The organism is Winogradskyella epiphytica (assembly GCF_003217215.1).
Taxonomy (GTDB): domain Bacteria; phylum Bacteroidota; class Bacteroidia; order Flavobacteriales; family Flavobacteriaceae; genus Winogradskyella; species Winogradskyella epiphytica.
On the sequence record NZ_QJTD01000004.1, the window covers coordinates 1 to 22182 of the forward strand.

Consider the following 22182-nt stretch of genomic DNA (forward strand, 5'->3'; position numbering starts at 1 on the left):
ATGCCAACGAGTGATTACTGGTTTACAGTAGAATACGACGAACCTCTAACCGGTGAACGCAAAGAATTTAAAGCCCATTTTACCTTGAAACGATAATAAATTATGAAATTAAAAAAGTTTTGTTTAGTAGCATTTATAGCTTTTGCGGCAAATTTTAGTTTGGCGCAAGAAGGCATTCCCACTTATTCGGATTATTTGACGGATAATTATTATTTAATTCACCCTTCCATGGCTGGTGTTGCTAATTGTGCTAAGGTTAGATTAACAGCAAGGCAACAATGGTTTGGTGTTGATGATGCACCGAGTTTACAAACATTAAGTGTAAATAGCCGTATTGGCGATTCTCCAGTAGCAATTGGAGGTGTCGTATTTAATGATTCTAACGGTTATCATTCCACAGTTGGAGGTTATGCTACATTTGCTTATCACCTTATGTTTTCAAGAAATGAAGTTGATTTAAATATGTTGTCATTTGGTCTTAGTGCTGGTTTTCTTCAATATAAATTGGATGAAACTGACTTCTTAGCTCCTGGTGAATATGATCAATTGATTGCAGGTATTGAGCAAAGTGCAACAAACTTCAATATCGATTTTGGTTTTTCTTACCACTTCTTAGATTTTTATGCTCATTTTACGGCAAAGAATATTTTAAAGAATGAAGGAATCAATTTTAATGATCAAGGATTTGAATTTGAAAATTTAAGAACCTACCTATTATCTACAGGTTATACTTTCAATAGACTTGGAAGCGATTGGAGTTTTGAGCCATCTATAATGTATATGTATAGAGATGCTACTGAAGAGTCGTCAATAGATATTAACGCTAAGGTGTATAGAGATATGGACTTTGGTAAGCTTTGGGGTGGATTATCTTATAGACGTAGTCTTGATGGCGCAGAGTATCTTGATGGAGGCGGCGTGCGTAGTCAAAAACTACAATATATAACACCATTCATAGGAATTGATTATAACAACTTTGTGTTTGCATATACTTATTCTTATCAATCGAATACAGTTAATTTTAATACTGGAGGGTTTCATCAGTTAACTCTTGGATTTAACTTTAATTGTAGAAAAGAACATTACGATTGTAAATGTCCAGCAGTAAACTAATAATAAAAAAGGCTCAAATTAATTTGAGCCTTTTTTATTTATATGAATTCAATTCCCATTAAGACCTTTAATCGGAGCTTGATTTTTTAAAGCCTGAAGCCTGGCATCTATTCAAATTTGTTTAAAGAATCTATAATTTATTTAGATAGTCCTCACTTTAAATGGACAGATTACATTTCATTTTTTACTTTTCTCGGTCTTATATTATTATAATATAATGCTATGTCTAAATAGTATTTATAAAAAACGACAATGAGTTAAATGTGGTTATGGTTGAGTGAACTCTTCAATTCATTGAGTAGAGTAAGCTATTTAGAGTAAAATTTGTCAGCCATTAGTGTTAGACCGCTTTTTGAAACCAAATAAAGAGTGTAAGTTTATTCCAATAAATTAAATTTGTGTGTGAGAACTTTTAAAACAAATTATACAACACTCCTTTTTTGCCTGATAAGTTTCTTCATATTTAGTCAAAATACGAAAGGAGAAATAAATAAGAATGACGACCTTTTCTCGATTAGAGGATCGGTTTATATGCAGGATTCTCGATCTCCAATTGAGAATGTATCCATTGAGCTAAATAATGGTGTTTACACAACCACTAATCATGATGGGAAATTCACTATCAAAGCAAAAGTTGGAGATAAATTAGTCATTCGACATCAGGAGTTTGAAACTATTAATTATACGATTAAAAGTAATGAAAGAATCTCCATTGAAGTAGCGACTGGTAATAGAAGAAATCAAACTCAAACTCGCGATAATAAGATCAACCGGCGTTTTAACGACATGATTGATTCTGCAGATGTCTATCTAAGGAAAGATGCGCGGAAAAGTATAAAATTCATTGGAGATGCTCTAAATGCAGATATAAGTACAAGTCAGAGTGCAGAAGCACATGAACTATTGGGTGATATTTATGTTTATTGGCAACAATATGATTTAGCAATCTCAGCCTATAAAACAAGTCTTCAAAATTCTAAAACATCATCGGCTAAACTAAAGTTGGCAAAGGCTTATAGTCACAATGATGAATTTAAAAAGAGCATTGAAACGTATAAAAATATAGATGTAAAAGTCTTGTCAAACTATAATAAATCAATATGGTTTGAAGGTATAGGTGATAGTTATAAAAAAATAAAGGAATATACTAAGGCTATCAAGGCTTATGAAGATGGCTTAGAAGTAGCTAAGAATCATCTAATAGCACCTAAGGTTACAGATTTAAACTCGAAACTAGCACAAGTATATAGTGAGCAAGGTCAAATTAGTAAAGCCAAAGACTATTTTAGTAATTCGTTGAACCTCGCCGAAAAGGAGAATAAAAAAAGAGCCGTCGAGGAACAAATTAAAGTGGCTGAGTTTAATAGTGTAAACGAAGATTATGAGAGTGAGATTGTTCTAAGAAAACAAGCTGTAGAAGGTATAAAAGATATTGAGATAGACTCTGTTATTGCAAATGAAAGTCCAATTACCTCACAAAAACAAAACTATAAAATAGGAACCGCCTATTTATTGAAGAATGACATAGGAAGTGCTATTCCTTATTTTGAAAAAAGTATTGAAGAAGCCGATAAAAAGAATGACCTAGACGTGAAATTAGATGCCACTCGAAAGCTGTCTGAAGCACATTTTAGATCTGGTAATACGGAAAAAGGCATTGAAATAAATAACGATTATAAGAATATTGTAGATGAAGTTTACGCCCTCAGATTGCAAAAAATTTCCAGAGCCGCACGATTTAGTAAAAGCATTGCTGAACAACAAAATCGAATAACCTCCTTAGAAAGTGATCGCGCGTTATCTAGAAGTAAATATGAATTAACCCAAGAGCGAAATAAAAGACAGCAGCTCATAATATATTCCCTAATAGGAGGATTAGTTCTTTTACTTATTACCGGATACATGATGTTTAAGTATATCAAACAGCAGCGTTTTGCAAATAATCTATTGGCTTTAAAATCTTTAAGAAGTCAAATGAATCCGCATTTTATTTTTAATGCTTTAAATTCGGTGAATAGTTTTATAGCTACCAATGACGAAAGAACAGCTAATAAATACCTTTCTGATTTTTCCCAGTTAATGCGGGCCGTATTAGAGAATAGTGAAGAGGATTTTATTCCATTAAAGAAGGAAATTGAATTATTAAATTTATACACAAAATTGGAACATTTTAGATTCCAAGATAAGTTTGATTATGGGATTGATGTTGACGAATCTATAGATGTTGAAGAATTTCAGATTCCACCAATGTTATTACAACCTTATATCGAAAATGCGGTATGGCACGGCTTACGTTACAAAAAAGATAAAGGACATTTAAATATAAAAATTCAACCTAAATCTAAAGACGAAATTACGATAACTATAACGGATGATGGCATTGGAAGAGAGCGGTCTAAAGCTTTAAAAACCGAACATCAAAAAAAGCAGAACTCCAAGGGCATGAATAATATTAAGAAACGAGTAGCTATCTTGAACGAAATGTATAAAGATAAGGTGGATGTTTCCATAAGTGATTTTCAGGATTTAGAAGATGCAGGAACGAAAGTAGTGGTAACCTTAAAGAAAGATTAATAATAACAAGATTAATGAAGTTTTGAGAATTGAGTAATCAGCTATGAGTGCTGTCCATTTGAGCGGATTTTAGTGGTGTCTAATTATCAAAAAAAGAGAAACTCTTCCAATGGGATAAAAAGTTTAGCCTTTAGGTGTTGATGATTAAAGGTTTTAAAATACAAGGAATAAAGAAGATTTTAATAGAAATTTAATTAAAAAGATAGCTGCCTGCGCAGGTAATATTATGAAATTAAGAGCCATAATAGTAGAAGACGAGGAAAATAGTAGATTAATATTAAGAAACTATCTGAGCAAATATTGTCCTAATATTTCGATTTTAGGTGAGGCAGCTTATGTAGATGAAGCTCTAATCTTAATTAGGAATAATGAATTAGATGTCGTGTTTTTGGATGTTGAAATGCCATATGGAAATGCCTTCGATTTATTAGACAAAGTTGGCGATATTAATTTTGAAACTATATTTGTAACTGCTTATAATAATTATGCGATTGAAGCTTTAAATGCCCATGCGTCTTATTATTTAATGAAACCCATTTCAATAGACGAATTAATTAAGGCTGTAGATTATGTCACTGAAATTAGAATGAAAGAGGACGCGCTTCAGGATCAAGTTTTAGTGCCACGAACAAATTCAGTTAATGGGAAAATTACGATTCCACAACAGGATGGATTTGAAGTTATAGAAACATCCAATATTATGTATTGTAAAGCTGATGATAATTACACAGAAATCTATTTAAATAATAATAAGAAAAAGGTAGTTAGTAAAACATTAAAATATATTGAAGAAAGCTTGAAAGATGCTAACTTTGCTAGAGTTCATAAGAGTTATTTAGTAAATGTGAATGAGATTGTGAAATATGTAAAAGGAAAAGGTGGAAGTGTTATTTTAAGTAATGGAAAGGAAATAATGGTTTCAGCTTCTAAAAAATCAGATTTACTATCTTATTTTAATTAATAACCATAAATCTCAACTGAGATATTATCAGATATAAAGTATGCCAATAATTAAACCAGTAAAAGGAAAGTCTCCACAAATTCCAAAAGATTGTTTTATTGCTGAAAATGCAACTATAGTTGGAGATGTCACTATGGGTAAAGAATGTAGTATTTGGTTCAATGCTGTGGTTCGTGGTGATGTTCACTATATAAAAATGGGAAATAAAGTGAACGTTCAAGATGGTGCAGTCATTCATGCGACCTATCTAAAGTCGCCAACAACAATTGGAAATAATGTTTCGATTGGTCATAATGCAATAGTACACGGTTGTACTATAAAAGATAATGTCCTAATTGGAATGGGCAGTATAATTATGGACGACTGTGTTGTTGAAAGTAATAGTATCATCGCTGCTGGAGCTGTTCTTACTAAGAATACTATTGTAGAGTCTGGTAGTATTTATGCTGGTATTCCTGCTAAAAAAGTTAAGGATATTAGTAAGGAATTAATTTCAGGTGAAATAGATCGCATAGCTAATAACTACGTAGAATATTCGAGTTGGTTTAAAGAATAAAAAAGATTAGATGCTCTGTTTTATTCGATCAATTAACTCTTCAACAGTTGACAATTCATTTAAAACATCTGGACTTAAAATAGTTGTAACTTGAGACTCTTCTAATTTCAAAACTGTTGGATAAATTAAATTGATACTAGGGAATAGCTTTTCAAACTCATCTTTATGATAAAATTCCATGTCTAAATGACTTTCGGTTCTGAAATTCTTCCAAATGATATTTTCCGAAAAAACATCGTGAGTAAGAGCACACAAACTACATATATAAGTCGAAGGGCTTATTAATTTATGACTTGCGTCTAATAATGCGTTTAATGATCCTGAATTGGCATTATAAATAAATAATAATTTCATGATCATTTAAAGTGTTATTTCTAGAAGTCTAAATAAGATACGGAAAAATTATGATCTAAAATGGATTTTAATACGTCTATATCGCCATTTGAGTAAAATTCAACAGTAGGCCTTGCTGTTGATTTATTAAGGATGTTATGAGTCTTGAGAATCGATTGTGTTTGCTTGGCGACAGCTAAACCAGAATCAATAATCTTAACTTCTTTAGGTAACATTTTGTTGAGTAGGGGAATCAGGTATGGATAATGTGTACAACCTAAAACTAAGTGATCAATGTTTTGAAGGATCATTGGCTCTAAATAGGTTTCTAACAGAGAATACATTTCCTTAGATTCTAATTGCCCTGTTTCAATGAGAGGAACGATGCCTTCACCCACTTGTTCTACAATCTTAACGCCATTAGAATATAAATCTGTGGTTTTATGAAACAGCTGACTGCTAAGAGTCCCTTTAGTTGCTAAAATTCCGATAGCCTTTGTCTGTGAGTTTAGAGCAGCCGGTTTGATAGCAGGTTCAATTCCAATGAAAGGAATATCATAATGAGCTCTTAAATATGAAATAGCATTAGTGGTGGCCGTATTACAAGCAACAACGATAAGCTTACATCCTTTATTGATGAGATATTCCGTGTTTTTAATGCTCAGCCTGACGATATCTTCTTTTGGTCTATTACCATAGGGTGCGTTTTTACTATCGGCAAGATAGATATAACTTTCATTTGGTAAAAGAGCATGAATTTCCTTGAAGATAGAAGTACCTCCAATACCGGAATCGAATATGCCAATAGGTCTCTTGCTCATTACTACAAAAATAAAAAGTCGCTTAATAATAAGCGACTTTCTAATTGTTTATTTTCTGAATTAGATTTTATAAACCTAATTGCTTTTTTACGTCTGGCATAAGGTTTTTTCCTTTAGCTACGATTAAGCCTGCTGCTTCTAATACGTAGTCAATACCTTGGTCAGCGGCTACTTTTTCAATAGCAGCTTTAGCTTTTTCAGTAATTGGCTTTAACAAGTTAAATTCTTTTTCTTGTAAATCCTTCTGAGCTTGTTGTTGGTACTGAGCAATACTTTGTTTCATACCTTCAACTTCTTGCATACGTTTCATGTTCTCTTCGTCAGTCTTAGTTGCTGCCTCAGCATCGTATTGCTTAGTTTTAGTTTCAAACTCTTTGTATGAATCTTTGATTTGAGCTTCATAAGTCTTTCCAAGCTTTTCCATCTCAGCTTCAGCTGCTTTGTACTCTGGCATAGATTTTATAAGCTCTTGAGTATTTATATGTGCAATTTTACTTTGTGCAGATGTAAAACTAGTAGCTCCAATAAAAAGTGCCGTTGCAAATAATAAAGTTTTTAAATGTTTCATTTGTTTTTAATTGTATTACGTGTTATAAATTATTAATTGTTATTTCCTTCTTTTTCTTTTTTTGCCTTCGCGATAGAATCGAGTTTTTCTATTTGTTTTTCTCGTTCTTCGCGTGCTTTTTTTCTTTGTTCTATAATTTTTTTCTTTCTGTCCTCTAAAGCTTTTTGACGAGCTTCTCTGTCTTTCAGTTTTTGCAAGCGTTCTTCTCTTGCAATTTCTGCGGCTGTTTTAGGTTTTGCAGAACTAGTAGAATCTTTCTTAACGGTATTCTCAACTTTTAAACTATCCTTTTTAACAGTTGCTGGTCGTGCATTTGTACTATCAGTTTTAACAGTTTCTGTTTCTATTTTTTTCTCTTCATTAGACTCAGTACCTTTATTTCTAGCTTCAATTGCATTTTGTCTACGTTCTTCAGCTTCCTTGATTTTAGCATCTCTTAATTCTTGCTGTGCTTTTCTTCTTTCCTCTGCAGCCTTTTCACGCTCTGCACGTCTGGCTTCCAATTGAGCCTCTCTTTGTGCTTTTCTATCTTCTAAAGCTTGTTGGCGCTCGTCTCTATCTCCTCTTACTTCAGGAACAACCTCTTCCTCTTCTAATTCTTTTCGCTCTTGTTTGTTCTTGGCTTGAGTTCTTTTCGACGTTCTTGTAATTGTTCTAAGAACCTGTTCGCTCACATCATAGCGTTCTGCTGAATATAACATCACAACATCTGCCGACTTATCAAAAACGAAATCATATTTTTTAGTTTCAGCAATTTCTTGTACTGCTGCAAAAATTTGATCTTGAATAGGTTCGATTAACTGACGCTTCTGAATCATTAAATCGCCTTCTGGTCCAAAACGCTTTTGTTGATAATCTAAAATTTCAGCTTCTTCAAAAGAAATATCTTCATAACGCTCATCGTACAATTCTTTAGTTAAAAGAACACGTTCATTTTCAAGTTCCTTTTTCTTTTGTTCAATGGCATTCAGTTTAGTTTCAATTTCTGTTTTCCACTGCTGAACCTTTTTATCTAATTGAGAAGAGGCTTCAGAATACTCTGGTACATTTTGTAAAATGTACTCCGTATCTATATAACCTATTCTAACACCTCGTTGTGCTTCTGCACTAAAGCTTATTAGACCTAGTATTGTTAATAAAATAAGAACTTTAAATTTCATCGATTTTTGTTTTTATATTCTGAGACATTTTAGATGTAAAACTAAATGTACTTTTTTTTAGTATTACTAATCTTCAAATTTAACGAAATATATTCTTAAAAATTTTAAGGTCACGATGAAATCCTTGATTTACTATTAGAAAATACCGTGCCAAACTTAAAATTGCTGACCAATAATAAAGTGAGTTTCCCATTTTTTCGGAGCTGTACCATCTGGCAAGTTGTCAAATGCATGACCAAAGTCTATACCAAGGAGTCCAAATGCTGGCATAAAGATTCTTAAACCAAAACCTGCTGATCTCTTCAGTTTGAATGGATCAAAATCTTTAAAGTCATTAACCGATGAACCGGCTTCTAAAAATGTTAAGGCGAAGATTTTAGCTTGCGCGCCTAATGTAATTGGGTATCGTAACTCTAATGAGAATTTATTGTAGATAGATGCCCCATCTTGAGATGATAAAGATTGGTTAGGATATCCACGAAGTTGTACAACCTCTCTTCCGTCTAATGAGAAGTTACCTAAACCGTCACCACCTACGAAGAAACGTTCAAAAGGAATAACACCTCTATCGTTATTATAAGCGCCTAAGAAACCAAATTCTAAACTTGGACGTAGAACTAATTTTTTAGTAAGTGCTTGGTACCAGTCGGCTTTAAATTTAATCTTATAGAATTCTAACCAATTAAAACGCTCTTGATCTATTTCGCCAATTCTTGCATAATCTGCAGGTACGGTTGGGTCTAAATTTTCTCTTTCCTCTTTTAAAGCTTTATAATCTACACCATTTACTAATGAGTAAGGAAATGATAATTTAGCAGAAACATTAAAACTAGATCCACCTGTAGGATAAATAGGGTCTGCCGTAAGGCTATTTCTACTTAAACCTATTGTATAGGATAAGTTATTCGAAGTTCCGTTTCCGAATGTAAATAAGCCCGTATTATAATTTTGAAGGTCGTAATGTTGGTAACTAATAGCTTGTGATAATAAGAAGTAATCATCTGGCTTAGCTAATCTAGTAGATACACCAAAGGTTAAACCTGTAATATTAAAACTCTTACTTTTATCTGCTCTTCTTGTTTGAGGGCTATATAAGAATTGTCTAGAGTGTGATAATGACGTCGATAATTGGAATGGCTTCTTACCACCTAACCAAGGCTCACTGAAAGAAAAGCTATAAGTTTGGAAAAATTGACTGGCTTGAAGTCTTAATGCTAAACTTTGACCATCACCTCTAGGTACTGGCTTATATGCATCTTTTTTAAAGATATCTTTAATAGCGAAGTTATTAAATGATAATCCTAAGGTACCAATAAAACCACCTCCACCATAACCACCTTGTAGTTGTATTTGACTAGAACCTTGCTCTACAACCGAATACTCTACGTCTAGTGTTCCATCTACCGGATTCGGGTTTAAAATATTTGGAGTGATTTGTTGCGCATCAAAATAACCTAACTGACCGAGTTCTCTAATGGTTCTAATAATATTAGTTTTTCTATAGAGTTCTCCTGGACGCGTTCTTATTTCTCTATAAATAACATGGTCATTCGTTACATCATTACCTGTTATAGTTACGTTGTTAAAGTAAGCAGGTTTACCTTCAGAAATACGAATTTCCATATCAATGACATTTCCTTCAGCACTAACTTCAACCGGGTTGATAGTTGAGAACATATAACCAAAGTTTTGGTATAAGTTAGTTAAGTCGTCTGCATCTGGATTCGTATCATCTGCAATTCGTTCTCTTAATTCTACACCGTTATAAGTATCGCCTTCTTTTATTTGAAGAACGTTAGATAATTGGCGATCTGTATATACAGTGTTACCTACGAATGAGATTTTGCCAAATGTGTATTTTTCACCCTCCTCAACTTTAATGTCTAAACTTATAGTTTTGTCATCTAAGTATGTAATAGAATCAGAAATAATCCTTGCATCTCTATAACCGTTTTCTTTATAATAATCAACAACGCTTACTAAATCTGTTCGGAAATCGTCCTCTATATATTTTGAACGTTTTAATATTCGTAAAGGGTTTAAACTCTTTCTCTTCGTATTTCTCATTGCCTTACGAAGCTTTTTATCGGCGATTTTTTCGTTGCCTTCAAAGTTGATATCTTTGATTTTAACCTTTTCACCTTTATCAATCACTAAGTGCATATTAACTCGTTCTTTTTCCACTGAGTCAATAACCTTAGAAGTACTAATTCTAACTTTCGTATTTAAAAAGCCTTTTTTCTTATACTTATTAGTTAAATAATTTCTAGTAGTAGCAATCAGGTTTTCAGTTACTTTCTGCCCAGACTGCAACTTGTTTTCGCTAATAATCTCGTCTTTCTTACCTTTTTTAACACCTTCAATGGTAAGGTCTTTTAATTCAGGTAGGTCGCTAAGATTAATTTCTAAGTCAGCTGTATTACCTTCAATATTTGTAATATAAATATCAATACTGCTGAAAAGATTTGATTTCCATAAGGTTTTTACGGCATTTGCAATTTTTTCACCACCCACTTGAATCTCTTCGTTCTTTCTAAGTTTAGAATAGGCAATGATAGTTTGTGCACTAAAGTTAGTGTTACCAGTAACGGTAATTTCTTTTATGGTGTAAGTTTCGCCACCTTCAACTTGAGCATTACCGGTAAATGAAATTGTAAAGGCAATGGCAATACAAAAAAGTTTAATAAATGAATTCAATATTGCGTAATTAGGTGAGTTGTTCGCTTGTTTTTCCAAATCTTCGTTCTCTATTTTGATAATTTATGATAGCTTCGTACAGATCTTCTTTTTTGAAGTCTGGCCATAAAATATCTGTAAAATATAATTCTGCATAGGCTATTTGCCAAAGCAAAAAATTACTAATCCGTTGTTCGCCACTTGTGCGAATAAGTAGGTCAACGTCAGGTAAATTTTGCGTGTAAAGATGCTTATTTATAATTGATTCGTCAATACTTTCGGCAGAAATTATATTATTTTTAACTTTAGTTGATAATTCTTTAATAACACTAATTATTTCTTCTCGAGAACCATAGCTAAGGGCTAAGGTCAATGTCATCTGAGTGTTATTCTTTGTTTTTTCAATAACATCTAAGAGTTCTTGATGCGCTTTTTTAGGCAAGTCATGTAGACATCCTATAGCATTAAGCTTTATGTTATTTTCTTGTAATGTTTTTATTTCCTTCTTTAAAGACTTAACTAAAAGCTTCATTAAGGTTTGAACCTCTATTTTTGGCCTATTCCAATTTTCAGTTGAAAAAGCATAAAGTGTTAGATTTTTTATACCTAACTCCGCACTTGCTTCAACGGTTTCTCTTACGGATTTTGTACCATTTTCATGTCCTATGACCCGAAGTAAGCCTTGTTGTTTTGCCCAACGACCATTACCATCCATTATAATGGCGAGGTGGTTAGGGAGTTTATCTATATTAATTTGTTTTTTTAGACTCATTTAAAAATTGCAATAGCAAGGTTTTCTACCGAAGGTGTAAGTTAATGTTATTCCTGAAAACATATACCAATCGTTATTATTGGTGTTTCCAAAACTGTATCGTTCTGTGTCTTCCGAACTAGGTACGCTACCGTCAATTTCATCCGTGAAAGTGTAGCGAGCTCCAACTTCTGCAGCTAAAATAAATTGATCGGCTATTCTGGTTTTATAGCCTAATACAATAGGTATTCCCATAGCCCAACTGAATTTGTTTTCTGAAGTAAATACCCCAGCATCAGAAAAATAATAATTATCGTAGTTAGTTAGTGTTAAACCTGAATATAAATAAGGTGTTCCTTTTGTATCTAAAGAGTGAAGGTCGAAATCAAAAAATGTAAACTCCATCCCTAAAGATATTTCTAAAATACTATTATTAAACTGATAATCTCTTTGCTTTCTTCTAGGGTCATCAGATTTGGCGTCAATTCCCTCTAATTCTGAAAAAATAACCGAAAGTCTGTATGAGTGTCTTGGACTGCGATTCCATTTCGCAATTCCACCTATTGCTAATTGATTAGGCGAAATATATTTAGTTGCACCTACATCGCCAATAAAATTACTTCCACCGGCAAATACACCTATCTCATAGATTTGAGCATCAAGGTTATTGGCTAATAAAGCACTAAATAGAATCGCGAAAATATACTTCATAAATTTTTTAAAGTTTGCAAATATAACAATTAAGATTTGTGTGAAATAATTTGACACAGATTGTCTTACAGATAAACTTCATTTGAAGATATTTATTGTGTTACAAGCCTTTAGTTACGACGATCTTCGCCCCATAATAATTTTTTTCGAAGAGTAGCTAAAAAGGTTTCGTCAAGCAATTCAACCATCTTTATGACGAATCCGGCCTTTTTAATCGTTACGGTAGTTGAGTTGGATAAAGTGACAATTCTAGAGTCTAATGACATTAAAAATTGTTCTTCTCTACCACTAACTTTTAATGTTACGGTGGTGCTATCTGGAATAATTAAAGGACGTGCACTTAGATTATGTGGAGCGATTGGTGTTAAAGCAAAATTCTTTGCATCAGGGGCAATGACAGGACCACCACAGCTTAATGAGTACCCGGTAGATCCGGTTGGAGTGGAAAGAATAAGTCCATCGGCCCAATATGAAGTTAAAAATTCACCATTCAGATGTGTTTCTACAGTAATCATCGATGTGGTGTTTTTTCTACTTATAGCTATTTCATTTAAAGCAAAGTTCGTTTCAAGAAGGTCATTGTGCATTGGCGTTGTAGTAACGCTCAACAGTGATCGCTCAGAGATCTTACATTTTCCATTAAAAATCTCAGTTAATGCTCTATGAATATCGGTTATTTGAATCGTAGCTAAAAAACCCAAACGACCTGTGTTAATGCCCACAACGGGAATCCCCAAATCGCCAACATAAGAGGTGGCTCTTAAAATAGTTCCGTCTCCGCCTACACTTATTAATAAATCAAAACTAGAATCTAAGCTAGTAAAAGTATCTACTTTGGAGTTGGTTTTAACCTGAGTGAATTGCGTATCTAAGAATTCTCTATGAATATAAATGTCGGCTTGTTTCTCAATGAGAACCTCTACTAATTTTTCAACCGCTTTTTGAGTCGTTTCTTTTATATAATTCTGACCGTAAATTGCTACTTTCCTCATTATATATTTAAGTATTTAGCAAGATACTGAGATCGCTCTTTCAGGCTTTCTAAATAAGAATCATCTTCGTGTCCAGATATAATATTATAACTATAGCGTCTAAACGTTTGAATAATTTCGTTTAAACTAGTATTGTTAATTTTTAAAGTAATTCTAATTAAATCGCCATCCATTTTAGATACGAATGCTCCTAAAAGTCGCGCATCATTAGATTCTACAATCTGACTAATTTCGCTGAAAGAATAATCGTGGATACCTTTTTCGACCACTAAAATCCCACCCGGTTCTGAAAAGAATGGTGTTTCATTAAAAAGGTGAATAATATCATTTAATTCGTAGTAGCCAAGATATTTGTTGTTCTCATCTAATACAGGCATTATATTAGAATCATTATGAGCAAAAGCTTCAAGGACATCTAACCAAATGGTAGTTGGCCTAACGTAGAAACCTTCAATAGCGTAATCACAATCATTTATAATTTTTGCACCTTCAAAGCAATGGGCATCTGTTTCAGAAATACATCCCATATAAACACCGTCTTTCTCAATAGGAATATGTGAATAGGTTAACTGGTTAAAAAGTAATTTTAAATCACTCACTTTACCTGTTATACTTACCGGTTTTACATCGTTAATTATATAATTTTGTAGATCCATTTAATTGCAATTAATATGTCGCAAATTAATCAAAAATTAGCATAAAATGGCTGCAATTTGATATAGAACTTATGATCGGTTTGTATTTATAAGCCTTAATCTGCCTTGAGAGGTTAAATTGAATCTTTCAGTATTAAATTAAAAAGTAAAGTGGAGTTCTGTATTTTTGTAATTCAAATTTTATAAAGATGACTAAATTAAGTGTTAACATAAATAAGATTGCCACCTTAAGAAATAGCCGAGGAGGAGACGTACCAAATGTAGTTCAATTTGCTAAAGATGTTCAACGATTTGGAGCAGAAGGGGTGACTATTCATCCGAGACCAGATGAAAGACATATTAGATATCAAGATGCTTATGATTTAAAAGCAGAGGTGTATACAGAGTATAATATCGAAGGAAATCCAATTCCAAAGTTTATGGATATGGTTTTAAAGATTAAACCAACCCAAGTAACTTTAGTGCCTGACTCTGTAGATGCCTTAACTTCTAATGCTGGTTGGGATACGTTGAAACATAAGGATTTTTTAGTTGAAGTCATTCAGGAGTTTAAAAACAACGGAATCAGAACCTCTATTTTCGTAGATCCCGATTTACATCAAATAGAAGGAGCAAAGGAAACAGGAACGGATCGTATTGAATTATATACTGAAGCCTATGCACATCAATATCATTTAGGAAATAAGAATGGAATTGATCCTTATGTCAGTTGTGCTGAATTGGCGAACTCTATTAATTTAGGGATTAATGCAGGTCATGATTTGTCTTTAGATAATATTAAATTCTTTAAGGAAAATATTCCTGGTTTACTTGAGGTTTCAATTGGCCATGCTTTAATTGCAGAAAGTTTATATTTAGGTGTAGAGACTGTTATTGGAAGGTATTTGGAAGGGTTGAAATAATTTTAATAGGTAGTGATAAAAAGAATTTTAAAATGAATTTACATTCAAATATAATAGGAGAAGGAAAGCCGTTTGTAATTTTACACGGATTTTTGGGAATGGGAGATAATTGGAAAACTTTAGCCAGACAGTTTTCTGAATCTAATTTCGAAGTTCACCTTGTAGATCAACGAAATCATGGTCGTAGTTTTCATTCGGAAGAATTTAATTATGACGCAATGGCCGATGATGTAAAACAATATTGTGAAGATCATAATCTCAATGATATTGTTTTGTTAGGTCATTCTATGGGAGGGAAAACAGCTATGTTATTAGCTTCTAAATATCCTGATTTGGTTAATAAACTGATTGTAGCCGATATTTCACCACGTTATTACCCAGTACATCACGATGCTATTCTAGAAGGATTGAGTAGTTTAGATTTTTCTCAAATTGAAAGCAGAACGGAAGCAGACGAGGCTTTGAGTAAATACGTGTCTGAAGCAGGTGTTCGCATGTTTTTACTTAAGAATCTTTATTGGGTTGAAAAAGGGCAATTGGGATTGCGAATGAATTTAGAAGTTTTAAAAAATAATGTATCTGAAGTAGGAGAGGCGCTTCCTACGCACGCTACTTTTAACAAAGACACTTTGTTTTTGCGTGGAGACCGATCAGAATATATTGGCGAATCGGATGAAGCTATAATCAATCGTCATTTTCCAAATTCTAAAATTATAACTATTTCGAAGGCAGGTCATTGGTTGCATGCTGAAAATCCTAAAGATTTTTATGATGCTGTAGTTAATTTCGTATCTTAGAGGCAACTCAAAAAACATAAAAAATGAATCTAATCATTAGACTTTTACTCAACGCTTTAGCAGTATTTGTATTGGCGCATATTTTAAATGGTGTACATGTAGATGGCTATGTTGGGGCTATTATAGTCGCAGTTGTTTTAGCGCTTTTAAATTTATTAGTCAAGCCTTTTTTAGTACTACTTACATTACCAATAACGGTGTTCACTTTAGGGCTTTTCTTACTTGTAATTAATGCCTTAATTATTTTACTAGCAGATAAGTTAGTAGATGGATTTTCCGTAGATAACTTTTGGATAGCACTACTGTTTAGTGTACTCTTATCTATTTTACAGTCGCTATTACAATCGTTCATTAAAGACGATAAATAATAGTATAGAGCCAAACTATTAAAATATTGTTGGGTTGCAAAAAATATTGTATTTTTGCAGCCCAATTTTAGTTTCAATAAAAATGAACATTACAAGAGAAAATATCGACGCATTAAATGCCGTTGTAAAAGTGGATATCGCGAAAGAAGATTATAGCGATAAAGTAGAGAAAATCTTAACAGATTACCGTAAGTCTGCTAACATTCCTGGTTTTAGAAAAGGTCACGTACCAATGGGAATGGTAAAAAAGCAATATGGTAAAGCTGTATTGGTAGATGAGGTAAACAAATTATTACAAGATGCTCTTAGTAAGTATTTAGTTGAAGAAAAACTAGATGTTTTAGGTAACCCGTTGCCAAAAGCACAAGACGATTTAGATTGGGATGCAGAAGCATTTACGTTTGAATTTGAATTAGGTTTAGCGCCAGAATTCGATGTGAATCTAAAAAGTAAAAAAGCAATAACTCATTACAATATTGTAGCTGATGATAAAATGATCAACGAGCAAGTTGAGCATATTCAAAAACAATATGGTAAAATCGTATCTCAAAATGAAGTAACAGAATCTTCAGAAATTACAGGTACGTTTACTAACGAGGAGAAGGAGATTAATAACTCAACAATGATTACTTTAGATAAATTGAAAGGGAAAACAAATCCTAAGAAATTTATCGGAGCGAAAGTTGGAGATGTTATCACATTAAAGACAAAAGGATTGTTTAGCGACGATCACGATTTAATGAACTTTTTAAAAGTATCTCATGATGATGCTCATGGTTTAGATATTGAAGTGAAATTTGAAATTACTGAAATCAACGAACGTGAATTAGCAGATTTAGATCAAGAGCTGTTCGATAAGTTATTTGGTAAAGGAGTTGTAACTTCTGTAACAGAGTTGAAAGATAAAATCAAAGAAGATTCAGAAAAGCAATTTGCACAACAAGGTGATCAAAAGTTATTGAATGATGTAACTGAGTACTTAGTTGAAAATACGAAGTTTGATTTACCAGCAGCATTTTTACAAAAGTGGATGCAAACAGCAGGTGAAGAAGAAATGACTGAAGAGCAAGCTAAAGAAGAATATGAAAAGTCTGAAAAAAGCATGCGTTACCAACTTATAGAAGGTAAGTTAATTCAAGAGCATAAGCTTCAGGTTCAGTTTGAAGAGTTAAAGTCATTCTCAATGGATATGATTAAAACTCAGATGGCACAGTTTGGTCAAATGAACCCTTCTGAAAAAGAACTAGAAGATATCGCAGCACGTATTTTATCTAATCAAGATGAAGTTAAGCGTATCTCTGAACAATTAATGAGTCAGAAATTATTAAAATTATATAAAGAGGAAGCAAACATAAAGACGAAAGAAATCACTTATGATGATTTCGTTAAAGAGTTTTATAGTTAATAGTCTCTAAAAATATTAGTATCTTTAAGGCGTAAAACTGATTGGTTTTGCGCTTTTTTTTGATGTAGCTTTTTTCGTTGAAAATTATTTTTACATCATGTGAGACCAATGGTTCTATAAAACAACATATTAATTAAAAGAATTTAGACATATATGAATTACGGAAAAGAATTTGAAAAATTCGCGATAAAAGATCAAGGCATTAATAGTAACTACTATGATAAGATTATCACAAGTATGTATCCAACTAATTTAACGCCTAATATTATTGAAGAGCGACAAATGAATGCGGTAGCCATGGATGTGTTTTCACGTTTAATGATGGATCGTATCATATTTTTAGGAACAGGTGTGAACGATCAAGTAGCGAATATTATTCAAGCTCAGTTATTGTTTTTACAAAGTACGGATTCTTCTAAAGACATTCAAATATATATCAATTCACCAGGAGGTAGCGTTTATGCCGGTCTAGGTATTTACGATACTATGCAATTTGTAAAACCAGATGTAGCAACAATTTGTACAGGTATTGCAGCATCAATGGCTGCTGTATTGTTATGTGCAGGTGAAAAAGGAAAGCGCTCAGCTTTAAAGCATTCTCGTGTTATGATTCATCAACCAATGAGTGGTACTCAAGGTCAAGTATCAGACATGGAAATTGCAGTACGTGAAACTATTAAGGTGAAAGAAGAATTATATACAATTATCGCTAATCATTCTGGAAAATCTTATGATGAGGTAGAGAAAGATTCGGATAGAGATTATTGGATGAGATCTAGTGAAGCCTTAGAATACGGAATGATTGACGAGGTATTAGAACGAAAGTAATCCCAATTATTTTCGACTAATTAGTTTAAGTGAAAAATAGTTCCAAACTTCCTATTCGTGAATAGGAAGTTTTAGGAATTAAAAAAGAATTTAAAATGGCAAAAGAAGAATTAGAATGTTCATTTTGTGGTAGGAAAAAGCCAGAAACTAACTTGCTTATAGCAGGTTTAGATGCACATATTTGTGATCGTTGTATAGAGCAAGCTCACGGAATTGTAGTTGAAGAATCGAAACAATTAGGAAACTCAGATTTGAGTGCTGAATTAATGCTTAAAAAACCTAAAGAAATTAAAGGGTTTTTGGATGAATATATTATAGGACAGGATTATACAAAACGTGTAATGTCTGTTGCGGTTTATAATCATTATAAACGTTTATTACAACCAGCTACAGATGATGATATTGAAATTCAAAAGAGTAATATCATTATGGTTGGTCAAACAGGTACTGGTAAAACATTAATGGCTAAGACAATTGCGAAAATGCTTAATGTGCCTTTGGCTATTGTAGATGCTACTGTTTTAACAGAAGCTGGTTATGTAGGTGAAGATGTAGAAAGCATTTTGACACGTTTATTACAAGCTGCCGATTACAATTTAGAAAAAGCTGAACGTGGTATCGTTTTTATTGATGAAATTGATAAGATTGCTCGTAAGAGTGATAATCCATCTATAACTAGAGATGTATCGGGAGAAGGCGTGCAGCAAGCTTTGTTAAAGCTCCTTGAAGGAACTGTTGTAAATGTGCCGCCAAAAGGTGGTCGTAAACATCCAGATCAAAAATTTATAGAAGTTAATACTGAAAATATCTTGTTTATTGCAGGTGGTGCTTTTGATGGTATCGAACGCGTTATCACTAAACGATTAAATATGCAGGCTATTGGTTATAGTTCTATGAATACCGATGCTATTGATAAAGACAATATTTTACAGTACATAATACCAAAAGATTTAAAAGACTTCGGGTTAATCCCAGAAATTATTGGTCGTTTACCAGTATTGACTCATATGGACCCATTAGATGCAAAAACACTAAGAGCCATATTGACGGAACCTAAAAACGCAATTATCAAACAATATAAAAAGTTGTTTGAAATGGATGATGTTGAGCTTACAATAACAGATGGTGCTTTAGACTATATCGTTGAAAAGGCTATTGAATATAAACTTGGAGCTCGTGGTTTAAGATCGCTATGTGAAGAGATTTTAACCGAAGCCATGTTCGACTTACCGAGTTCAGACGAAACGAAGTTAAACGTTACAAAAGAATATGCGGAAGATCGTTTATCTAAAACGACTTTAAAAAAGTTGAAAGCGGTGTCCTAAGCTCTCAAATTATATAGTAATGAAAAACCACAATTTCGAATTTTGAAATTGTGGTTTTTTTTGTACTTAGTTATTAGGGATTAATTTAAATAATATTGCACGCAATATATTTTATAATTCAAGGGAGGGATAAGAACTATTTAATTTTGTTCTTTGCTAATATAAATACTTAAGTTTATGCGAAGCCATTTTTAATTTAATTTTTGGCTGAAATCTCCATAAATATCGTTCTGTTGATGTTTAATGCGTTTTTTAATGTTTAAAAGTATTGTTCATAAAAGGTGTTAAAAAACTTAGCGATGATTCATTTTTAAAAGTTCTTCAAGGTAGACTCTAGAATTCGATAATCGAGGAACTTTATGCTGACCACCAAGTTTATCATTTTCTTTTAGCCACTCGTAGAATAAGTTTGGTTTTGCCTTATGAATAGTCGGTTTATTTAAAGTCATATTATTAAAACGCTTGGCCTCGTAATCCGAATTAAGAGATTTTAAAGCATTATCGAATAACTCTTCAAAGTGCGCCATGTTTTCAGGTTGCTTTTTAAATTCTATAATCCACTCGTGAGCGCCTTTTTCTTTGCCTTCCATAAAAATTGGCGCTGCCGTATAATCGACGATTTCGGCAGAGGTCGTTTTACAAACACTTTTTAAAGCCTCTTCTGCATTATCGATAATTAACTCTTCTCCAAAAACATTGATATGATGTTTTGTTCTACCTGTGACCTTTATTCTATGTGGACTTAGGCTTACAAACTTTATAGTGTCACCAATTTTATAACGCCATAATCCAGCATTTGTAGTTATAACAACCGCATAATTGGTGTTGAGCTGAACCTCGCTTAATGGAATTACGGTTTGCTCAGTTGTCCCATAGGTATCCATGGGAATAAATTCATAGAAAATCCCATAGTCAAGCATTAGTAATAAATCACTAGAATTATTCTGGTCTTGGATAGCGAAAAAGCCTTCAGAAGCATTGTATATCTCATAATACCTGAATTTATCTGAAGGTAAAATAGCACGATATTGTTCCTGATAGGGATTGAAACTTACACCTCCATGAAAGTAAACTTCTAGGTTGGGCCAGATGTCAAAGATATTACCCTTGCCAGTGGTGTCTATTACATTATTTAAGAGAACTAACATCCATGACGGAACTCCCGCTAGGCTAGTCACATTTTCCTGAATGGTTTCGTCTACAATGGCTTGCATCTTGGTTTCCCAGTCGCTCATTAAAGATACTTTGTTGCTAGGCGTACTACTATATTCCGCCCAAAAAGGCATATTATCAATGAGTATGGCGCTTAAATCACCAAATACGGTTCCGTTTTCTTTATATAACTCTTTACTTCCGCCTAACCGTAAACTTTTACCTGTAAACAACTGAGCGTTCTCATTATTGTTAAGATACATACATAGCAAATCCTTACTTGCAGCATAGTGGCAATCTTCTAGAGATTCGTAACTTACTGGAATAAATTTACTTTTAGCATTGGTGGTTCCACTAGATTTGGCAAACCATTTTATAGGTTTAGGCCAAAATATATTTTGTTCGCCATTACGTGCACGTTCTATTAAAGGTTGAAAATCTTCGTAATTAACAATGGGAACTCTATTGTTAAACTCTCTATAACTATTGATGGATGTAAAATCATATGTCCTACCTATCTCCGTGTCTTTTGCAAGTTTCAAAAGGTTGAAGAGTAACTCATTCTGTACTTCGTTAGGGTATTTTATAAAGAGTTCAATTTGATGGAACCGCTTTTTCAAAAACCAAGAAGCAATAGAATTTACAATTGGAATTGGCATGGATTGGCTATCTTTACACTATTAATTAACGCTAAAAATACTAAATTTCTTTTATGGTTTACACTGGAGTCCTCACTAAAATGCAAACCGAATTTTTAGAACCCATTCAATATTATCTGGTCTTTGAAAATGATTTTATTCATATCAATCAATTGTTGAATAAATCCATTGATATTAAGCGTGTTGGTTACCAATGTTTAAGTTGTGGGTTAGATCGTCCGATTTTTCGACAAGGCTTTTGTAAAACTTGTTTTTTTGAAAAGCCATTGGCTGGAGATTGGATTATGCGTCCGGAATTAAGTACAGCACATTTAGGTAAAGAAGATCGTGATTTAGAATACGAAAAGAAAGTACAGTTACAACCTCATATTGTGTATTTAGCTAACTCCAGTAACGTTAAAGTTGGTGTTACGAGGAAAAGTCAGGTGCCAACACGTTGGATTGATCAGGGCGCGCATGAGGCTCTTGAAATTGTTGAGGTTCCTAACCGTTATTTAGCTGGTATTACCGAAGTCGCCTTAAAAGACCATGTCGCTGATAAAACGAATTGGCGCACAATGCTTAAGAATGAAATAAAAGATGAAGATTTGCTTGAGTGGAAGCAAAGCTTAAAGAAGTATATTCCAGAAGAAGCACTACCTTATTTTATAGAAAATAATAAAGAGACACATTTACATTTTCCTGTGGAAAAATATCCAGAAAAACTGAAAAGTTTAAATTTAACTAAAACACCTCATTACTCTGGAAAGTTAGTTGGTATTAAAGGGCAATACCTCATTTTTGAAGATAATACCGTTTTTAATGTGAGATCTAACGAAGGTGCTGTTGTTGAATTACAAGTTTAGAATAGGGTAAGCTTCTGTTAAAACACTTT

General features: G+C 33.0%; 21 protein-coding genes. 11 read left to right on the forward strand and 10 right to left on the reverse strand.

From position 1 onward, the window contains the following. Positions 1-102: 102 nt before the first annotated feature. The 4 genes from DFQ11_RS10135 (at position 103) to DFQ11_RS10150 (ending at position 5204) form a co-directional block, all read left to right on the forward strand. Entirely contained in the window at positions 103-1113 is a 1011-nt protein-coding gene (locus DFQ11_RS10135; RefSeq protein WP_110475776.1) for a PorP/SprF family type IX secretion system membrane protein, read from the forward strand. Positions 1114-1644: 531 nt separating this feature from the next. After that, complete coding sequence (locus tag DFQ11_RS10140; protein ID WP_229791279.1) at positions 1645-3687, forward strand: tetratricopeptide repeat-containing sensor histidine kinase; 2043 nt, start codon at positions 1645-1647, stop codon at positions 3685-3687. Positions 3688-3913: 226 nt separating this feature from the next. Further along, positions 3914-4648 carry a LytR/AlgR family response regulator transcription factor gene (locus DFQ11_RS10145; protein WP_110475778.1) on the forward strand — a complete coding sequence of 245 codons (735 nt, stop codon included), beginning with the start codon at positions 3914-3916 and terminating at the stop codon, positions 4646-4648. A gap of 40 nt (positions 4649-4688) precedes the next feature. Further along, positions 4689-5204, forward strand: coding sequence for a gamma carbonic anhydrase family protein (locus DFQ11_RS10150; RefSeq protein ID WP_110475779.1), 516 nt, complete (start codon positions 4689-4691; stop codon positions 5202-5204). Positions 5205-5210: 6 nt separating this feature from the next. On the opposite strand, the gene DFQ11_RS10155 is transcribed toward DFQ11_RS10150, so the two are convergent. From DFQ11_RS10155 to DFQ11_RS10195, 9 genes are all read right to left on the reverse strand, one after another. Further along, positions 5211-5558, reverse strand: a complete 348-nt coding sequence (locus tag DFQ11_RS10155) for a GTPase (RefSeq protein WP_110475780.1) — start codon at positions 5556-5558, stop codon at positions 5211-5213. A gap of 20 nt (positions 5559-5578) precedes the next feature. After that, on the reverse strand, positions 5579-6358 hold the full coding sequence (gene murI, locus DFQ11_RS10160; protein ID WP_110475781.1) for a glutamate racemase: 780 nt from the start codon (positions 6356-6358) through the stop codon (positions 5579-5581). Positions 6359-6425: 67 nt separating this feature from the next. Next, complete coding sequence (locus DFQ11_RS10165; RefSeq protein WP_110475782.1) at positions 6426-6926, reverse strand: OmpH family outer membrane protein; 501 nt, start codon at positions 6924-6926, stop codon at positions 6426-6428. A gap of 32 nt (positions 6927-6958) precedes the next feature. Then, positions 6959-8086 carry an OmpH family outer membrane protein gene (locus DFQ11_RS10170; protein ID WP_110475783.1) on the reverse strand — a complete coding sequence of 376 codons (1128 nt, stop codon included), beginning with the start codon at positions 8084-8086 and terminating at the stop codon, positions 6959-6961. Between the two features lie 156 nt (positions 8087-8242). Continuing rightward, positions 8243-10822 carry an outer membrane protein assembly factor BamA gene (gene bamA / locus DFQ11_RS10175; RefSeq protein ID WP_110475784.1) on the reverse strand — a complete coding sequence of 860 codons (2580 nt, stop codon included), beginning with the start codon at positions 10820-10822 and terminating at the stop codon, positions 8243-8245. Next, a complete protein-coding gene (locus DFQ11_RS10180) occupies positions 10794-11534 on the reverse strand; it encodes an isoprenyl transferase (RefSeq protein WP_110475785.1) in 741 nt (246 codons plus the stop codon). Before DFQ11_RS10180 ends, bamA begins: the two co-directional genes overlap by 29 nt. Continuing rightward, a complete protein-coding gene (gene porG / locus DFQ11_RS10185) occupies positions 11535-12224 on the reverse strand; it encodes a type IX secretion system protein PorG (RefSeq protein ID WP_110475786.1) in 690 nt (229 codons plus the stop codon). It lies immediately after the preceding gene. Between the two features lie 110 nt (positions 12225-12334). Further along, entirely contained in the window at positions 12335-13216 is an 882-nt protein-coding gene (locus DFQ11_RS10190; protein ID WP_110475787.1) for an NAD kinase, read from the reverse strand. Then, positions 13216-13872, reverse strand: coding sequence for a CBS domain-containing protein (locus DFQ11_RS10195; protein WP_110475788.1), 657 nt, complete (start codon positions 13870-13872; stop codon positions 13216-13218). The genes DFQ11_RS10190 and DFQ11_RS10195 overlap by 1 nt, the downstream gene beginning before the upstream one ends. A 188-nt stretch (positions 13873-14060) precedes the next feature. On the opposite strand from DFQ11_RS10195, the gene DFQ11_RS10200 reads away from it, so the two are divergent. The 6 genes from DFQ11_RS10200 (at position 14061) to clpX (ending at position 19497) form a co-directional block, all read left to right on the forward strand. Next, positions 14061-14774: a pyridoxine 5'-phosphate synthase gene (locus tag DFQ11_RS10200; protein ID WP_110475789.1), complete on the forward strand. Its 714-nt coding sequence runs from the start codon at positions 14061-14063 to the stop codon at positions 14772-14774. A 32-nt stretch (positions 14775-14806) separates the two neighbouring features. After that, on the forward strand, positions 14807-15571 hold the full coding sequence (locus DFQ11_RS10205) for an alpha/beta fold hydrolase (RefSeq protein ID WP_110475790.1): 765 nt from the start codon (positions 14807-14809) through the stop codon (positions 15569-15571). A gap of 23 nt (positions 15572-15594) precedes the next feature. Continuing rightward, positions 15595-15939: a phage holin family protein gene (locus DFQ11_RS10210; RefSeq protein ID WP_110475791.1), complete on the forward strand. Its 345-nt coding sequence runs from the start codon at positions 15595-15597 to the stop codon at positions 15937-15939. Positions 15940-16021: 82 nt separating this feature from the next. Continuing rightward, positions 16022-17344 carry a trigger factor gene (gene tig / locus DFQ11_RS10215; protein ID WP_110475792.1) on the forward strand — a complete coding sequence of 441 codons (1323 nt, stop codon included), beginning with the start codon at positions 16022-16024 and terminating at the stop codon, positions 17342-17344. Between the two features lie 153 nt (positions 17345-17497). Further along, positions 17498-18172 carry an ATP-dependent Clp endopeptidase proteolytic subunit ClpP gene (gene clpP / locus DFQ11_RS10220; RefSeq protein WP_110475793.1) on the forward strand — a complete coding sequence of 225 codons (675 nt, stop codon included), beginning with the start codon at positions 17498-17500 and terminating at the stop codon, positions 18170-18172. 95 nt (positions 18173-18267) lie between these two features. Further along, the gene (gene clpX, locus DFQ11_RS10225; protein ID WP_110475794.1) at positions 18268-19497 is read left to right on the forward strand and encodes an ATP-dependent Clp protease ATP-binding subunit ClpX; all 1230 of its coding nucleotides are present in this window, start codon (positions 18268-18270) and stop codon (positions 19495-19497) included. 293 nt (positions 19498-19790) lie between these two features. Here the strand turns inward: clpX and DFQ11_RS10230 are convergent, their stop codons facing one another. After that, positions 19791-21308: a GH3 auxin-responsive promoter family protein gene (locus DFQ11_RS10230; RefSeq protein WP_110475795.1), complete on the reverse strand. Its 1518-nt coding sequence runs from the start codon at positions 21306-21308 to the stop codon at positions 19791-19793. A gap of 53 nt (positions 21309-21361) precedes the next feature. Here DFQ11_RS10230 and DFQ11_RS10235 point away from each other — a divergent pair, with 53 nt between their 5' ends. Further along, positions 21362-22153, forward strand: coding sequence for a DUF2797 domain-containing protein (locus tag DFQ11_RS10235; RefSeq protein WP_110475796.1), 792 nt, complete (start codon positions 21362-21364; stop codon positions 22151-22153). Positions 22154-22182 lie beyond the last annotated feature (29 nt).

Bases quoted from the DNA above. Each gene is read 5' to 3' on its own strand.
- DFQ11_RS10135 (WP_110475776.1), top strand. From the start codon at position 103: ATGAAATTAAAAAAGTTTTGTTTAGTAGCATTTATAGCTTTTGCGGCA.
- DFQ11_RS10140 (WP_229791279.1), top strand. From the start codon at position 1,645: ATGCAGGATTCTCGATCTCCAATTGAGAATGTATCCATTGAGCTAAAT.
- DFQ11_RS10145 (WP_110475778.1), top strand. From the start codon at position 3,914: ATGAAATTAAGAGCCATAATAGTAGAAGACGAGGAAAATAGTAGATTA.
- DFQ11_RS10150 (WP_110475779.1), top strand. From the start codon at position 4,689: ATGCCAATAATTAAACCAGTAAAAGGAAAGTCTCCACAAATTCCAAAA.
- DFQ11_RS10155 (WP_110475780.1), bottom strand. From the start codon at position 5,558: ATGAAATTATTATTTATTTATAATGCCAATTCAGGATCATTAAACGCA.
- murI (WP_110475781.1), bottom strand. From the start codon at position 6,358: ATGAGCAAGAGACCTATTGGCATATTCGATTCCGGTATTGGAGGTACT.
- DFQ11_RS10165 (WP_110475782.1), bottom strand. From the start codon at position 6,926: ATGAAACATTTAAAAACTTTATTATTTGCAACGGCACTTTTTATTGGA.
- DFQ11_RS10170 (WP_110475783.1), bottom strand. From the start codon at position 8,086: ATGAAATTTAAAGTTCTTATTTTATTAACAATACTAGGTCTAATAAGC.
- DFQ11_RS10180 (WP_110475785.1), bottom strand. From the start codon at position 11,534: ATGAGTCTAAAAAAACAAATTAATATAGATAAACTCCCTAACCACCTC.
- porG (WP_110475786.1), bottom strand. From the start codon at position 12,224: ATGAAGTATATTTTCGCGATTCTATTTAGTGCTTTATTAGCCAATAAC.
- DFQ11_RS10190 (WP_110475787.1), bottom strand. From the start codon at position 13,216: ATGAGGAAAGTAGCAATTTACGGTCAGAATTATATAAAAGAAACGACT.
- DFQ11_RS10195 (WP_110475788.1), bottom strand. From the start codon at position 13,872: ATGGATCTACAAAATTATATAATTAACGATGTAAAACCGGTAAGTATA.
- DFQ11_RS10200 (WP_110475789.1), top strand. From the start codon at position 14,061: ATGACTAAATTAAGTGTTAACATAAATAAGATTGCCACCTTAAGAAAT.
- DFQ11_RS10205 (WP_110475790.1), top strand. From the start codon at position 14,807: ATGAATTTACATTCAAATATAATAGGAGAAGGAAAGCCGTTTGTAATT.
- DFQ11_RS10210 (WP_110475791.1), top strand. From the start codon at position 15,595: ATGAATCTAATCATTAGACTTTTACTCAACGCTTTAGCAGTATTTGTA.
- tig (WP_110475792.1), top strand. From the start codon at position 16,022: ATGAACATTACAAGAGAAAATATCGACGCATTAAATGCCGTTGTAAAA.
- clpP (WP_110475793.1), top strand. From the start codon at position 17,498: ATGAATTACGGAAAAGAATTTGAAAAATTCGCGATAAAAGATCAAGGC.
- clpX (WP_110475794.1), top strand. From the start codon at position 18,268: ATGGCAAAAGAAGAATTAGAATGTTCATTTTGTGGTAGGAAAAAGCCA.
- DFQ11_RS10230 (WP_110475795.1), bottom strand. From the start codon at position 21,308: ATGCCAATTCCAATTGTAAATTCTATTGCTTCTTGGTTTTTGAAAAAG.
- DFQ11_RS10235 (WP_110475796.1), top strand. From the start codon at position 21,362: ATGGTTTACACTGGAGTCCTCACTAAAATGCAAACCGAATTTTTAGAA.